At 41.2% G+C, this 15,233-nt stretch carries 15 protein-coding genes; 3 read left to right on the top strand and 12 right to left on the bottom strand.

The genetic code is table 11. The annotated features are described in order from the left end of the window. The 9 genes from ENH88_RS12540 to ENH88_RS12500 form a co-directional block, all read right to left on the bottom strand. Positions 1-736: tetratricopeptide repeat protein (locus ENH88_RS12540; RefSeq protein WP_304182595.1), on the bottom strand; the 736-nt coding region annotated here is incomplete at its 3' end. A gap of 18 nt (positions 737-754) precedes the next feature. After that, entirely contained in the window at positions 755-1,360 is a 606-nt protein-coding gene (locus ENH88_RS12535) for an energy transducer TonB (RefSeq protein WP_304182593.1), read from the bottom strand. Positions 1,361-1,370: 10 nt separating this feature from the next. Further along, positions 1,371-1,781 (bottom strand): ExbD/TolR family protein, encoded by a 411-nt coding sequence (locus tag ENH88_RS12530; RefSeq protein ID WP_064664908.1) that lies wholly within the window; start codon positions 1,779-1,781, stop codon positions 1,371-1,373. Between the two features lie 51 nt (positions 1,782-1,832). Next, a complete protein-coding gene (locus tag ENH88_RS12525; protein ID WP_304182591.1) occupies positions 1,833-2,360 on the bottom strand; it encodes a MotA/TolQ/ExbB proton channel family protein in 528 nt (175 codons plus the stop codon). A gap of 3 nt (positions 2,361-2,363) precedes the next feature. Continuing rightward, positions 2,364-3,731 carry a MotA/TolQ/ExbB proton channel family protein gene (locus ENH88_RS12520; protein WP_304182589.1) on the bottom strand — a complete coding sequence of 456 codons (1,368 nt, stop codon included), beginning with the start codon at positions 3,729-3,731 and terminating at the stop codon, positions 2,364-2,366. Positions 3,732-3,740: 9 nt separating this feature from the next. Next, positions 3,741-4,493, bottom strand: coding sequence for a DUF3450 domain-containing protein (locus ENH88_RS12515; protein WP_304182588.1), 753 nt, complete (start codon positions 4,491-4,493; stop codon positions 3,741-3,743). Between the two features lie 214 nt (positions 4,494-4,707). Beyond that, positions 4,708-5,325: a DsbA family protein gene (locus tag ENH88_RS12510; protein ID WP_304182597.1), complete on the bottom strand. Its 618-nt coding sequence runs from the start codon at positions 5,323-5,325 to the stop codon at positions 4,708-4,710. A 98-nt stretch (positions 5,326-5,423) separates the two neighbouring features. After that, complete coding sequence (locus ENH88_RS12505; RefSeq protein ID WP_304182586.1) at positions 5,424-7,313, bottom strand: methyl-accepting chemotaxis protein; 1,890 nt, start codon at positions 7,311-7,313, stop codon at positions 5,424-5,426. A gap of 442 nt (positions 7,314-7,755) precedes the next feature. Then, a complete protein-coding gene (locus tag ENH88_RS12500) occupies positions 7,756-9,027 on the bottom strand; it encodes a sugar MFS transporter (RefSeq protein ID WP_304182585.1) in 1,272 nt (423 codons plus the stop codon). 245 nt (positions 9,028-9,272) lie between these two features. On the opposite strand from ENH88_RS12500, the gene ENH88_RS12495 reads away from it, so the two are divergent. Then, positions 9,273-10,031 carry a hypothetical protein gene (locus ENH88_RS12495; protein WP_304182584.1) on the top strand — a complete coding sequence of 253 codons (759 nt, stop codon included), beginning with the start codon at positions 9,273-9,275 and terminating at the stop codon, positions 10,029-10,031. Positions 10,032-10,052: 21 nt separating this feature from the next. Here the strand turns inward: ENH88_RS12495 and ENH88_RS12490 are convergent, their stop codons facing one another. From ENH88_RS12490 to ENH88_RS12480, 3 genes are all read right to left on the bottom strand, one after another. After that, on the bottom strand, positions 10,053-10,559 hold the full coding sequence (locus ENH88_RS12490; RefSeq protein ID WP_304182582.1) for an RNA methyltransferase: 507 nt from the start codon (positions 10,557-10,559) through the stop codon (positions 10,053-10,055). After that, entirely contained in the window at positions 10,559-11,068 is a 510-nt protein-coding gene (locus tag ENH88_RS12485) for a YcgN family cysteine cluster protein (RefSeq protein WP_304182581.1), read from the bottom strand. Before ENH88_RS12485 ends, ENH88_RS12490 begins: the two co-directional genes overlap by 1 nt. Before the next feature lie 221 nt (positions 11,069-11,289). Beyond that, entirely contained in the window at positions 11,290-13,104 is a 1,815-nt protein-coding gene (locus ENH88_RS12480; protein WP_304182579.1) for a DUF885 domain-containing protein, read from the bottom strand. Positions 13,105-13,250: 146 nt separating this feature from the next. Between ENH88_RS12480 and ENH88_RS12475 the strand changes: the two genes are divergently transcribed. Then, a complete protein-coding gene (locus ENH88_RS12475; RefSeq protein ID WP_304182578.1) occupies positions 13,251-14,519 on the top strand; it encodes a metal-dependent hydrolase family protein in 1,269 nt (422 codons plus the stop codon). A gap of 209 nt (positions 14,520-14,728) precedes the next feature. Then, on the top strand, positions 14,729-15,233 hold a 505-nt coding region (locus ENH88_RS12470; RefSeq protein ID WP_304182577.1), incomplete at its 3' end, for a Plug domain-containing protein.

Here is a 15,233-nt window from a genome sequence, read left to right as displayed (position 1 = left end):
AGATGTGTATAAGAGACAGGTATTCTGGCTTGTTATAAAGCTTAACCATACGCTCTAACACAGCAACAACATTGTCGGTCTGGTTAAGCGAATAATACATAGCACGCTGTAATACTAACCAGTTTTCTTTTGGCTGTTTGCCTTCGCTATCGCTTTGGGCAATCGCTAAATTAATATTATCAATGCCTTTTTGGTAATCTTTTAACTGATAATACGCTTGCGATTTCAGTACATAATACGCATCAGTTTTAGGCTTAGTGTTGATAGCATCCCACTGTGCTAAAAAATCAATAACTTTATTATAGTCACTATTAGCCATCGCCAATTGCGCTAAGCTAAAGGTGGTACTTAAACGTAACGTTTCAGGAATACCCTCTTCTGCTATCACTTTCTCAAATGCTGCAATCGCCTTAGACAAATCATTTTCGTTGTAATAAATGAAACCATAAAAATTATGCATCATGGCGATTTCATAGGAGTTCATACTAGAAGAACGTTCTTTGATGCTATCAAGCGCCTCAAGCCCTGCTTTAGCGTCGCCATCATCAGCTAACTTTTGTGCGCGAGCTAATTGGCTATACACTTTTTCACGCAGTGCCGGCACTTTGGTGGTTTTTTGCTCTTGTGCATAAACGCTCGCAAGAGTAACACCAGGCAACATAGAGACTAAACTTGGCAGCGCAACACTAGTGCCTATCGCAAAAGTACACGCTAATGCTGTTTTTAATAATTTCATAATCGCAATCCTCTGTTTCTAGCCGTTAATTTGGAAAGAAATTTTATTCTGTACACCCGCAACTTCAACGGCTTCACCATCGATCACGCGTGGTTTATATTTAAATTTAAGTGCTGCATCAATAGCGGCTTGGTCAAACAATGATTCAGGTTCAGCTCTCACCACTTTGGCGTCACGCACTGTGCCTTGCTTGGTTACTGTGAACTCAACAATCACATACCCTTCAATACCACGCGATAAAGCTCTGCGCGGGTAAACTGGCGCGACCTTCACAATCGGTAGGTATTCACCATCACTTGAATCAAGTGCCAGCCCGCCACTGAGGCTTACATCCGCATCCACACTGGCACCAAAGTCAAAATTAGACGCCGCGGCATTGGGATCACTGTTTTGCATTTGCGGTGACTCCATTGGCGGTGGCGGCTCTTTTGGGGTCGGTGGTTTTTGCGGTTTACGTTCTTTCTTTTGCACGGTTTCTTCTTTTTTCAAGCGTACAAAATCAAGCACATTGCCCTTGGCCGGCTCCGTCATCGCCCCTTCACCACCGGTGATCAGTGCCTGCATGCCTAAAAACAACATAAAGGTGACGACACCGGCAACTAATAATGCTACTAAATAACGCATTATGGCTTCCTTAGGCTTCTTGTGCCGCAATAGACACATCAAATACACCAGCGGCGCGTGCTGCATCCATCACTTTAATAAGGGTATCTGTGGTAGCTTTTTTATCAGCTTGGATAACCACACTACCTTGTGGATTTTCAGCTTTTAAACGCTCAATATTCGCCTGCACGGCTCGTACATCAATTTGACGTTTATTGATCCAAATCTCCCCTTTGTCAGAAATCGCGACTAAGATATTAGCGCGTTCTTTCTTTACCGCGGTGGCTGCTTCTGGGCGATTTACATCTATGCCAGCTTCTTTTACAAAAGAGGCAGTTACAATGAAGAAAATAAGCATAATGAAGACAACATCAAGCATTGGTGTCATGTTAATTTCTTCTGCTTCATCTTCTTGAAAAAGGCTTCCTAATGGGGCTCTCATTTTATTCTCCTGATTGCATGTGGCTGTCGCCACATACTAAAAATTGTTGTTTTAATGGTCTAAAACCATGCTGTCTTCAAGTAGTGCAACTTCACGCTTCGCTTTACGCTGTAAGTAGGTTGAGGCAAACACCCCTGATAACGCACCGACCATACCGGCCATGGTTGGGATAGTTGCTTTCGATACACCGGATGCCATTGAACGTGCACTGCCCGTTCCGGTAATTGCCATCACATCAAATACTTCTATCATCCCTGTCACCGTACCGAGTAACCCTAACAAAGGACATAAAGCAACCATCACATTGATCAGCGCTAAGTTGCTGTTTAGCTTCATCCCTGCGCGGGAAATCGTGGCTTGGCGTATTTGCTCTGCATTCCAGCTGTTACGCTCAACGCGGCCTGTCCAACTACTTTTAACGGCATGTTTGTAACTGCGAAAACCATTAAAGAAATAAATAAATCGCTCGAGTATCAATAACCACATCGCGAAGATTAACACTCCGATGACCAACAGAACTTGGCCACCGGTGTCGAGAAAATCACGGATAGCATTGATTGAGTCAATCAATAGCACCATGGGTTACGCTCCCTTTTCGCTACGCTCAGCGATAATACCCGCGCTTTGCTCTTGTAAAATAAGCAATAAATTCTTTGAGCGAGTATTAAGTAAGGTGTATAAAAATACCGTAGGAATAGCCACAACCAGACCAAGTACCGTAGTAACAAGTGCTTGCGAAATACCACCAGCCATTAATTTAGGGTCACCTGTACCAAACAAGGTAATTGCTTGGAAGGTATTGATCATACCGGTAACCGTACCAAGTAGACCGAGCAGCGGGGCAACCACTGAGATAATTTTGATAAGCGTTAAGTTACGAGTGATTTTTGGCATTTCACGTAAAATCGCTTCGCTTAATTTAAGTTCAAGCGTGTCATAAGCGACATTTGGATATTGATCTTTGACTTTCATTACACGACCAAGTGGGTTGTCATCACGCGGCACAGCATCTTTAAGTTGACGACGAATTTTGCCACCCATCAACATCAATGAAATAAAGCGTTCAATTGCGATCAGTAATGCCAGTAAACCAACACCTAAAATCACGTAACCTACTGCGCCACCTTGATGAACTTGCTCTGTAGTATCAGGTGCTTGTACCAATAAACCAAGGATAGAGCCACCGGTTGGGTCAAGTGCAAATTGCACAGTGCCAGATTTAGCTTGTTGTAAATCACTCGCCGTTGAGGTGTAACGGCCAACGGGTTGACGAGTAAGTTCACTTATCGTATTAGTGCTGGTGTTGTAATCAAGGTATTTACCTTGTGAAATTAAGTTAAACGCACCAACACGCATCACTTCCTGCTTCGCTTTGTTACCGCCTTCAACAATAACATCAGTAGTAAAGCGTGATACTTTGCCTTGCTCAGTCATTTCGCGTTGCAGTTCAAACCATACTTTTTCAATGTCTTCGATTGACGCAAGTTGAGAAGTCGAGCCCATTTTTTGCGCCAATTCATCCATAAATGCGCCGCGCCCTGGTAACTGAGCAGATACTACTGAGGTCGCAAATTTATTACTTGAGTCACCAGCCACTTGCTGCAGCACACCAAACAACTCTTTTAATGAGCCCATGCGCTTTGATAAAGTATCAGTAAGGTTCGCTAGTTTTATTTCATTTTCTTCAAATTGAGTTTCAAGACGTTCAGACTCGCCAAGCATTTGATTACGTTTAGCTTGAGTATCTTTTAGGGTCTGTACTTGCTCATTTTGACGCGCAGCAAATTCTTGCTCACGTTGTTTGTTTTGCGCAGATTGCGCTGATTTGCCTTGCTCAAGGGTTTTTAATAGTGAGTCTAAATCCATTGCATCTGCGGCAACGCTATTACCAACAAAGCCCAGCGTGGCGCTTAATAAAGCAATTTTGGTCATTTTTGTGAAAAGTTTCATTTTAACCTCTTATTCCGCAGCGTGTACTGGCAGTGTTAACATATCTGGGGCTAGTTGCTTACGCGCAATACGTAAACCTTTACTAATTTGGCTGATTGTTGAGTCATCAAGAGCAACAAACTGTTTGCTGGTTGCGTCCCATGTGCCCGCTTTTTTACCATCACGAGTAAGGTAAATTAGCTCTAAACGACCAATCCGTAGAAAATCTACTTCACGCTCTTTACCATCAACGTCTAATAACGCGGTATACGCTTCGATAGTACGACCGTAGTCCACTTCAACTTGATAGGCTTCTAACACACGGCGGAATTTTTCACTTGAATTAATGTCAGCACGATTCATCATGTCTTTTAAAGATACGATACGCTTTTCACGCTCGTCCGTTAAAAATGGCACATCAAGGGCAACAAATTGCTCAAGGCCGGTGATCATGCGCAGCATTAATGGCGTAATTTGACGTTCAATAATAGAAACCTGATCCATTGATAGGTTAATGGCTTCCATTTCACTTATTTGATTACTAAGCTGTTTGCTTAGTTGCGCGTTATACACAGTTAAACCATCAATTTCTTTATTGAGAGTTTTAAACTGTTGTAAACGCCCTTGCATTGAATCTGCAATCTTGTCTATTTTTGTTTGTGATTGCGCAGCTGATTGATTAATTTCACTGCTTTTATCGATAACCTTATTTAGATCATTTGCTTGCACTGTCGCACTCATGGCAACAATACTAGCTAATATCAATGGTTTAACGCCTTTCATCGCATACACCTTTACTCGTTAAATTAGCGGATTTGCTAGTTGCTTAATATCAATGAACGAGATTCTATAGGTGAAAAATGACAGAGGTGTTGCGCTAAAAAGTCTGTTTTATGACAAAGGCAATAAATTACTACAATGACAGAGAATAAATCACTCTCTGCAGGCAAGGTAAGCTGAATTGGAGGTAGTATCCGAGCAAAGAATTAGTGGTATGTTATGAGGCAAGTACAGTGCGAATATCGGTAATAACCTGGTCTGCATCGGTATAATTTATGGCAATAGCATAGTACTGCTGCTTATGTAGCAGTACTAATGAAGGAAAACCTTGCACTGGAAGTTGCTGTACATACACTAGCTCTTGTTGAAACTGCTGCTCAAGTTGTGCGCTTTGCAACAAAGTTAAAAATGCGCTGCTGTCTATATCCAGTTGCTGCGCAAAATGCACAAGTGTACTTATGTCCGAAGGGTTTTGTGCTTGCAAATAATAGCCCTGTTGAATTGCTTCAAGCATTGCTTGTTCTTTATTAAATTGTCGCGCAGCGATCACAGCGCGACAAGCGGGGTATGTACTTCGACGAGGCTGACAATGAGTCCAAAAATCAAAGTTAAATTTAGCACCCGTTTGTACACTAATACGCTGCCAAGTTTGCTGTAAAAAAAGCTGCATATGCTCGGGCATTGGCTGATCTGAATCAGCGGCAAGCCCACCAACTTTATAAATGATCTCAAGCTCATCAGCTAACACCGCTTGAATTTTTTGCCAACATGCTTTAAAGCCCCAACACCAGCTACACATTGGGTCATACACGTATATAAGCTTAGTATTATTCATCATCGCCCAGTTGTTGATTGCTTGAAACAACTTTGTTTCGACCTTCACGTTTCTTGATATAACTAGCAGATGGCCAAAATCATGGCCATAGTTATCATTTATACTTTAAAGCGTAGTACCATTTTCTCAAGTTCATCAAATTGTTGTTTTAGCCGCGTACATTCTGCCAAGGTATTATTTAAATTTAGCTGACCTTGTTGAGATAACTCACTGATTGTATGAATGTCATTATCTAACGATTGAATAACTTGATTTTGCTCTGTCGTTGCATTGGCAACACCATGATTTACATCATCAATGGCTTTAATTGCGCTCGTAACTGCCGCCATTTTATCACCGGCTACATGTGCTTGTTTTACGCTATTTTCACTTTCGACTAAACTGTCTTTCATTACCTTAACGGCACTGGCTGAGCCCTGTTGCAATTGACTTACTGTGTTTTCAATCTCTTGTGTTGATTGTTGAGTGCGATGAGCAAGTTGTCGTACTTCATCTGCAACAACGGCAAACCCGCGCCCGGCTTCACCAGCGCGAGCGGCTTCAATCGCAGCATTTAGTGCGAGTAAATTAGTTTGTTCACTGACACCTTTGATCACCTCAAGTACCTGGCCGATACTTGCCGAATGCTCTGCAACATTACTAATAATATCTTGTGCTTGGCGCATATTTTTAGATAACACACCGATAGCATTAATATTATCGTTTAACGAGCCTTGGCTTTGCTCTGACTGGGTGTTTGCATCGGTAGCAAGCGTGGAAGCATGGGTTGCACTACTGGATATTTCAATTGCACTGGATGACAATTGATTTATGGCTGTAGCAACACTGTCTGTGCGTTTAGTTTGATCGCTGTACATAGTTAATGTCGACTGAGTTTGCTCAACTAAGCTTTCCACTGAACGTTCTAGTTCCACGGTAGTGGTTTTTACTTGCTCGATAGAGGTATGAATTTTATCTATAAAAGCATTAAAATAGCGTGAGAGCTCACCAAATTCGTCATCATTTTCAATTTCTAAGCGGCGGGTTAAATCTCCCTCGCCTTGGGCTATATCTTTAATCGCATCGTTCAAACGCTGCATAGGGCGCATTAAATAACGCAGTGAAAATTGCATCATTAAAATAGTCGCGACAATCCCTAACAGCATATAAATTGCCGCCATGTTTCGAAATGAAGCAACCGATGAAAACGCAATATCTTTATTGATCACCACACCTAAATACCAATCAACATTTTCAATCCCTTTGATGCGCGTAAAGGAAACTAGATGATCGTCACCGTTAAATTCAAGTTTAACGAATTCAGGGTTTAACGCCAAACTTTCACCAAATAAACTGGCCATATTCTGGTCATTAAAATCAGTATTAGGGTGACTTAAGATACGGCCATTACTGTCGAGTAAAAATCCATAACCAAAACCTAGAAAATCAATTTCATTGACAATTTTAGTGATGGTTTCCATATCAATATCAGCACCGGCAACACCACTGAAACTGCCATTATTTAAAATCGGCGCTACCGCAGAGATAGTTAATTCATTGGTGGTTACATCAATATAAGGGGTGGTAAAAGCGGTAGTGGTTTTGTTTTCAACTAATTTATACCAAGGGCGGGTTGTTGCATCGTAATCTGCAGGTAGCACCACCGTTTGGTCATTGAGTACAAATGTTCCATCGGGCTTGCCTATATAAGTATTTTTGAAACTCCCCGCCATTTCCGCAGTATTAAGCTGGCTAAGCGTTAATGCCTTGGTATCATTTTGTTGATGGGTGTTAGCCACCGATTTAATAATAGCGAGTTTATTGTTAAGCCAATTAGCTATATTTTGAGAAACCGATTGAGAGCTTTCTTGTAATACTAAAGACAGTTGCTGCTGTGTTTGTGCGCGCATTGAAATAAAATTATTTATAGTAAATAACCCTAATACCAACACAAGTACAACGGACGCTGCAATGGTTACCTTAGTGGTAAATTTAAGCGAGCTTTGCATGACATACCTATTTTTGTTTTTATCATTGTTAGCAAGTCTCTTTGTAACAAAAATAAGGCTCTTTGTCTTATCTATTCGGCAACAGTTGCTATGTTATGGACAAAAACACGACAAAAGCATGATCAAAAGCACGTTACTGGAGAATATATGCAGTGAATCAGGGGGGATTTACTATTCCAAACAAAGGTGAGCTTAATAACGTGACACTGAAGCAAGACGTGCTCGTTGTTGTTTGCGACTATAATCAACACTGGATCGTTCCAGTTATTTTATAGTCCTTTGCTATTGAATACGTATTCAATAGCAAATAGCTAAATGTGTTATATTTTTGTATCTATGCAGCTCAGATAACAACTTTTAACACTAAGGAGCCGTTGGCGGGAAGTGAAGCAGCAAAATGCATCGACAGTAGTGCAAATGCATTTTGCAAATGACCTATAACTTAATTCACTGTTTGTTGCCACTTATTAGTGAGCTTGACAACATTCAGCCCATACCAAGCGATAAAAACGTAACACAAAGCAGGTATAATAAAGCTGATCTGGATATTCACAACATCAGCAACCACGCCTTGAATTAACGGTATTAGTGCCCCACCTACAATCGCTAAACACAACCAACCAGAGCCTTTACTGGTCAATGATCCTAACCCTTGGATAGCCACTGAAAAGATAGTTGGAAATAATATAGAGTTAAATAAGCCAATCGACAGTACTGCATATAATGCGATATTACCTTGTGTGAAAATAGTCACTAGGAGTAAAACAATCACTGCAAACGCATTAAATGCGATGGCTTTTGAAGGGGCTATTTTTTGCAGCAAGGCTGAACCTATAAAGCGCCCTACCATTGCTCCGCCCCAATAATAGGCAATTAAAGCAGCGGCGGCATGTTCTTCTAAACCAGCGATATGTGCTTCGCCGAAAAAGTTAACTAAAAAACTACCAATGGCTACTTCGCCACCTACATAACAAAAAATTCCCACAACTCCCATCACTAAATGAGGTGCTTGCGTTAATGAATGACCTTTCGCCTTACAATCAAGTTCTTCTTTATGTGATTTTATTTCCGGTAGTTTTAAAAAAGCAAAAACCACAGCAATGGTTAACAACGCCGCGGCTAAAACTAAATAAGGAATTTTCACTGAGTCAGCGGTCCCCGCGGTTGCTGTTAACGAACCCGCTGCGCCAAAAAATAAAATACCACCAACATAGGGACCAATGGTAGTACCTAATGAATTAAGCGCTTGTGCTAGGTTTAAACGTGACGAAGCTGTTTTTTCAGGACCCAGTGCTGCAACATATGGATTTGCAGATACCTGCAATACTGTAATACCACCTGCAAGTACAAATAAAGCGGTTAAAAACAGCCAATATTCATGTACAACCACAGCAGGGTAAAATAACATACAGCCTAGCGATGCAACGATAAGACCAGTAAGCACACCATTTTTATAACCAAATTTATTAACCAATATGCCAGCTGGTAATGACACAATAAAGTAAGCACCAAAGAAACAAAACTGCACCAGCATCGCCTCTGTGTAGCTTAAATCAAACACCCCTTTTAAGCGTGGGATCAACACGTCATTTAAAACAGTAATGAATCCCCATAGAAAAAACAGGGTCGTCATTGCGGTTAAAGGTAACAGGTAATTTTTATTTTGCTGCGACTGTTCGGTGATAAAGCTTTTATTTGTATTTATTTCACTCACGTGATTTTCACTCCATTAACAAGTTGCGATTGATTTTACACACTCCAACAAGAAGATCACAAATTATTACTTGGAACGTTCCGTAAATGTGAGCTGCTGCTATCGTCTTTATTTATTAGCGTGACTATTCAATATCTGTTTGCCTTCGCAACCCTGAATTTAGATTAATTCGCTCTCTTTTAAGCAAGCGGCTCAATGGTTGCTATAATTTAATTCTGCCGACTGTGTTTTTATAAGGAACTCATATGAGCCAAAAGTTACTCGCTCCGTTGCTTGGATTGGCCTGTGCGTTCAGCAGTTATAGTTATGCTCAGCAGTGGCAATTTAAAGTTGAACCTTATTTGCTGCTAACAAGTATTGATGGAAATTCAACTATTGGCACAGTCGACGCACCGTTGGCAGTAGATTTTGACACTATTTTAAACAATTTCGACAGTGCTTTTATGCTGCAGTTTGCAGCTTTTCATCAATCCAATTGGGCAGTAATGGCTGATTGGGGATATATAGATCGAAGCAAATCGCACCAACAAGCAAGACTTGGAGTATTAAATACCCAAGTTAGACAAAGCGTTCTGCAGGTCGCCCTTGCTTATAAACAATCAAGTCCAAATGTGGGTGAATGGATAAACTACCTGGGCCTGCGCCGTTGGGATAACAGCTATCAATTCAATCTTGAGACTAATCATTTTCCGCAAACCTCATTTGTTGATAGAGATGAAGATTGGGTTGATATTATTCTTGGTTTTAAAATCGACAAATCAATCACTAACAACTGGCTGCTTAGCTCATCAGGGGATATTGGCGGGTTTGGTCTTGCGACTACTAAGTTGACCGGTAGTCTAAAAGTAGGCGTAAGTTACCATTTAAGTGATGAATGGGATGTATCCTTATTATATAAAGGCACTTACGTTGACTACGACACGGGGGATGAAGCAGATAGCAGTTACTTTAACTACCAAACAATCACCCATGGGCCCATTATAAGTGCCAGTTATCAATTTTAACGGCAATAAACACACAAAGTGCTAAGGCACTTTTTGCCACTTCATTTTATTATTAGTATCACGGCTTTGAATTATTGTTGTATCAGAGCTTTCTACGCCACCGAGCTTTGCCAAGCGGTCATATAGCACCACATTACAGGTTGCGGCTAAATTCATACAACCGATGGTTGGGATATACACCACTTCATCACACCATTTCAGTACATCTTTACTAATAGAGCCATCTTCAGGACCAAAAATGTAAAATGCGTTTTCTGGATGAACAAATTCTGGCAAAGGTGTTGCACCTTCTATTAGTTCAATCACCACCACCGTTGCACCGTCAGGTTTAGCCATTGCTAAGTCAGCAACACTGGTTAAAGGAATACGCTCTACTACATTTTTAGTATCCGTATGGAATTTTTGCGCGTTTAAATACCGCGTGCCAGTAAAGAACACTTGCTCAGCACCATAGCACCCTGCGGCACGTAATACTGCGCCAACATTGGTTGGGCTTTTAGGGTTGATCAAACCAATTTTTGCTGTCATTAGTCGCAATCCATCGTTGGCCACTGAGCTTCATACAAATCAAAATCATCTAAAGCAACATCACAATCTTTAACTGTTTTGCCTTGAGTCGAAATGCCTAATGCATGCATCGGCTCTTTACTACCATTATTATTTAATGGATGCCAAGAAGCTAACCCTCGCCCTTCATGCAAACGCCGGTAACTGCAACTTTGCGGCATAAAAAAGATATCTTTGAGAGTCTCTTTGGTTAACTTAACGCAGGTTGGCACCAATGTTTGTCGATTTGCATATTCAGTACAACCACAGCTGTTGCTATCTAAATATTGACAGGCAATATTGGTGAAAATAAGTTGTTCACCTTCTCTGAGTTGATCTGTGGCATTAAACTCGTCCTCATCTTCACTATCAATAAAGGTGTTTAAGCAACATTTACCACAGCCATCGCAGATAGCCTCCCACTCAGTTTGCGTCATCTGCTCAAGCGTTTTAGTCTGCCAGAATTTAACCGACGAATTATCCGATACCATAATTATTCTCATGCCCCATAGAGCGCGCATTTTAACGCAAAGCCAGCGTTACAGCAAAATTGATGCTATGAAATATAAAATTAGTTATTTTTATTTTACGGGCACTGATAACTGAAATTCAGCCATATTTACGCACGGCAGTGCATTTTGAGGAAGGACTACTTTTATAACACTGCTACGAATTGCAAAAAGGGCTGCATACACAGCCCAGTCCTATTGGCTTATTGTGCTGCAACCCAACGTTTTATTTTCGCTTCTAAGATTGGCATTGGCAGTGCGCCATCAATCAATATTTGCGTATGAAACTCTTTAATATCGAATTTATCACCCAAAACTTGTTTGCAGTAATCGCGCAATTCTTGAATCTTAAATTGCCCTAACTTGTATGACAGTGCTTGCCCAGGCCAAGCAATATAGCGCTCAACTTCTGCGGTAACATCGCTCAAAGCCATTGAAGAATTAGCCAGCATATAGTCAATCCCTTGCTGACGAGTCCAACCTTTGGCATGAAAGCCTGTATCAAGGACTAAGCGCATAGCGCGCAATTGCTCATCCGCTAAACGGCCATACCACATATACGGATCGGTAAATAAGCCCAACTCTTTACCTAAACTTTCAGCATACAAAGCCCAGCCTTCGGCAAATACAGTGTAACCACCAAATTTACGAAACTCAGGTAATGATTCGACTTCTTGCTGCAAGGCAATTTGAAAGTGGTGCCCAGGCGCGGCTTCGTGAATAGACAATGTCTCTAGTAAAAATTTAGGCTGCGCTTTTAAATTAAAGGTATTGATGTAAAAAATACCAGGTCGAGAGCCATCTGGCGCAGGTGATTGATAAGATGCACCAGCAGCAGACTCAGCACGAAAATCTTCAACTGCCTTCACAACATAATCAGCTTTGGGAACAATGTTAAATAATTTAGGTACGCGGGCATCGATTTTTGTTTTCACAGCTTCATATGCCGCGATTAATTGCTCTGGTGTGTCAAAATAAAATTCATCCGAGTCACGTAAGTGGGCGAAAAACTCACTTAAATCACCTTTGAAGCCAACGGTGTCTTTCACTGTTTTCATTTCATTTAAGATACGCGAAACTTCTTGTAAACCAATTTCGTGAATTTCATCAGCAGACAAACTCAAAGTAGTGTTTTGCTTGATTTGATATTCATACCACGCCTTACCATTTGGTAAATCACTGTAGCCTACAGAGTCACGACTATTGGGAATATACGTAGTGGCTAAAAATTCACTCATTTTTACATATGCAGGCACTAATTGGTCCATGATAAGGGCACTGTACTGCTTAGTGAGTTGTTGCTTTTGCTCAGCGCTAAAATCAGCTGGCAGCTGCTTTATCGGACTGTAAAAAAGTGATTGTTCCGCACTGGTAACTATGTGCGCTTGAAACTGTGGTAATAATTTTTCAGCCAGTGGTTTTGGTAATACAATCCCTTGCTCTATGCCTTGGCGCATAGCATCTTGTACCGATGCTAGCCAAGTTACAAACCCTTGGGCTCGACTTATGAAATTTTCGTAGTCTTGAAAAGTAACAAATGGTTGCGCACTTTGTGCTGAGCCAAAGCCGGCAAACGTATTGTGCGCGCCTGACATTTGGTTAATTGGTAATAAGTAACTCGGGAATTGAAAACCTGCAATTGTTAACGCTAAATCGCGTTCGAGTATTTCGTAACTCAATAATGCTTGACCCGTTAATTGCTGCTTATCAATTGCAGCTAAACGCTGTTGATAATCTTGATAAAAAGCCTGTTGTGTGGCTCGGTTTTGCTCAGTACTTGGCGCTGTAAATTGGTTATTATATTGACTATAGCCGATATAGGTTGCGCTCAGCGGTGAAAATTGTAACGACTCAACAAAGTACTGCTCAACCAGTGTATTTAATTGTTGGCTCGCGGTATTTGTGGTTGCTGCAAGTGTTGTTGTTCGGGTAGGTTCATTGTTATTAGTTGTAGTCGAACATGCAGCTAATGCGCTAAGTACGCCAGCAACAAGCAAGGTTAACTTAAATTTATTCATAATTTTCCCTGAGTGTAAGTATTAACAACGATTATGCGACTTTCCTGCCGCTAAATAAAGAAAATACGATACTGAGCGCGTTTTGTTTACAGCCGAAAAACAGCTTGCTACATTGCCATATTAAATAATCAAAAATTAGAAAATAAATGAATAAATTATCATTCTCTGCCTCACTCAGCATGCTGTTTGCCAGTACTTTTAGTACCCACGCAACAACTTACATTAGTGCCAAAGCAATGCTTGATGTTAATAATGGCAAGTTAATTAATGCCCCACTGATTCAAATCGATGACGGTATTATTACTAAAATAACGAAAGGTAAAGCACCGCAGCTGCAAACCGGTGATCAGCATATTGAACTACCCGAATTAACCCTGGTGCCGGGCTTAATGGATATGCATGTGCATTTAACCAGCGATCCAACCGTACCGCGCAGCGAGCGCATTGGTCAATCAGTCCCACGCAAAGCAATCAAAGCGGCCTATTTTGCCGAAAAAACGTTAATGGCCGGATTTACCACATTACGTAATGTCGGTGCTGAAGGTTACAGTGTTATTGCAGTACGCGATGGTATTAATGCTGGCGATATTATTGGCCCGCGTATTTGGGCTGCTGGCCCATCATTGGGGGTAACAGGTGGTCACTGTGACAACAACCGCCTCCCACCTGAAATGAAATACACCGCTGAAGGCGTTGCCAATGGCCCTTGGGCGGTGCGCGAAAAAGTCCGTGAGAACATCAAATACGGTGCCAGTGTCATTAAATTTTGTGCCACAGGTGGCGTTTTTTCAAAAGGCACAAAAGTCGGCATTCAACAATACAGTCAAGATGAAATGAATGCGATTGTTGATGAAGCACATATGCGCGGCTTAACCGTTGCGGCTCATGCACACGGCACAAGTGGGATTAAAGCGGCGATTGTCGCAGGTGTAGACAGTGTTGAACATGTCAGTTTTGTTGATGATGAAGCCATTGCACTGGCAAAAAAACACGGCACTTGGTTCTCAATGGACATTTATAACACTGAATATACCCTCACGTTTGGTGAGCAAAATGGTGTAGCAGAAGAAAACTTAGCAAAAGAGCGCCAAGTATCTAAAAAGCAACGCGACAGCTTTAGCCGTGCCGTAAAAGCGGGTGTCAACATGGTATTTGGTACCGATGCCGCCATTTACCCACATGGTGATAATGCAAAACAATTTTCTCGGATGGTTGAATTTGGCATGACGCCATTGCAAGCAATTCAGGCAGCCACTATCAATGGCGCTAAACTGTTAAAAGTTGAAAACCAACTAGGCCAAATTAAAACAGGCTTTGCCGCAGATATCATCGCAGTCAAAGGAAATCCACTGCAAGACATAACCTTGCTGGAAAACATCGCATTTGTGATGAAAGCAGGTGTTACTTATAAATAAATGTGTGGGGTTAGCGTTAAGCTAACTCCGCTATTAAGCAAGGGTTAAACTAACTGCTCACTAAATACGTTGATAATTCATTGATAATTTGAAAACAAAAAGTAAGCAATCTAGATTGAATTTAAATAATTGCCTTTTTTAGGTAATTAACACTTGAAATGCAAATGCAACCCATTATCATTGCGGAAATTTTTTTAATGGTAATGACTATGACAACCCATAAATTCTCTCTAATTACCCTAGCCTGCTTAACAGCATATAATGCAACTGCAGCTGAACAATCCGATCTTGAACGCATCACGGTTTATCAAAAGCAAAATCATGTAGTATTAAACTCGGGTTTAGCAACAAAATCTGATATGTCGTTAATGGAAACGCCAGCGCCGATCGTGGTCGTTGACCAAGAACTTATCAACTCGCAAGGTGTAGATAATTTACAAGACTTAGCGCGTAATATCAGTGGTGTAACCCAAGCCGGTAATAACTACGGAATTGGCGACAATTTAGTGATCCGTGGCCTTGGTGCAAATTATACTTACGATGGTATGTACGGTGGTGCGGGCCTTGGTAACACATTCAACCCAACTCGCTCACTAACCAATGTGGAAGCCGTAGAAGTATTAAAAGGCCCCGCCACTGGTTTATATGGTATGGGCAGCGCAGTTGCATTATATGCTGTTAAGCAGGCTAGGGTAATTAGAGAGAATTTATGGG

Origin of the sequence: Pseudoalteromonas prydzensis, from assembly GCF_011050055.1 — a bacterium.
In the GTDB taxonomy this organism is placed as follows: domain Bacteria; phylum Pseudomonadota; class Gammaproteobacteria; order Enterobacterales; family Alteromonadaceae; genus Pseudoalteromonas; species Pseudoalteromonas prydzensis_A.
Note: the sequence above shows the minus strand (reverse complement) of the source record. Positions and strands in the feature narration are given on the sequence as shown.

Bases quoted from the DNA above. Each gene is read 5' to 3' on its own strand.
- ENH88_RS12490 (WP_304182582.1), bottom strand. From the start codon at position 10,559: ATGACAGCAAAAATTGGTTTGATCAACCCTAAAAGCCCAACCAATGTT.
- ENH88_RS12480 (WP_304182579.1), bottom strand. From the start codon at position 13,104: ATGAATAAATTTAAGTTAACCTTGCTTGTTGCTGGCGTACTTAGCGCA.
- ENH88_RS12520 (WP_304182589.1), bottom strand. From the start codon at position 3,731: ATGAAACTTTTCACAAAAATGACCAAAATTGCTTTATTAAGCGCCACG.
- ENH88_RS12495 (WP_304182584.1), top strand. From the start codon at position 9,273: ATGAGCCAAAAGTTACTCGCTCCGTTGCTTGGATTGGCCTGTGCGTTC.
- ENH88_RS12510 (WP_304182597.1), bottom strand. From the start codon at position 5,325: ATGAATAATACTAAGCTTATATACGTGTATGACCCAATGTGTAGCTGG.
- ENH88_RS12530 (WP_064664908.1), bottom strand. From the start codon at position 1,781: ATGAGAGCCCCATTAGGAAGCCTTTTTCAAGAAGATGAAGCAGAAGAA.
- ENH88_RS12505 (WP_304182586.1), bottom strand. From the start codon at position 7,313: ATGCAAAGCTCGCTTAAATTTACCACTAAGGTAACCATTGCAGCGTCC.
- ENH88_RS12525 (WP_304182591.1), bottom strand. From the start codon at position 2,360: ATGGTGCTATTGATTGACTCAATCAATGCTATCCGTGATTTTCTCGAC.
- ENH88_RS12535 (WP_304182593.1), bottom strand. From the start codon at position 1,360: ATGCGTTATTTAGTAGCATTATTAGTTGCCGGTGTCGTCACCTTTATG.
- ENH88_RS12485 (WP_304182581.1), bottom strand. From the start codon at position 11,068: ATGGTATCGGATAATTCGTCGGTTAAATTCTGGCAGACTAAAACGCTT.
- ENH88_RS12515 (WP_304182588.1), bottom strand. From the start codon at position 4,493: ATGAAAGGCGTTAAACCATTGATATTAGCTAGTATTGTTGCCATGAGT.
- ENH88_RS12475 (WP_304182578.1), top strand. From the start codon at position 13,251: ATGAATAAATTATCATTCTCTGCCTCACTCAGCATGCTGTTTGCCAGT.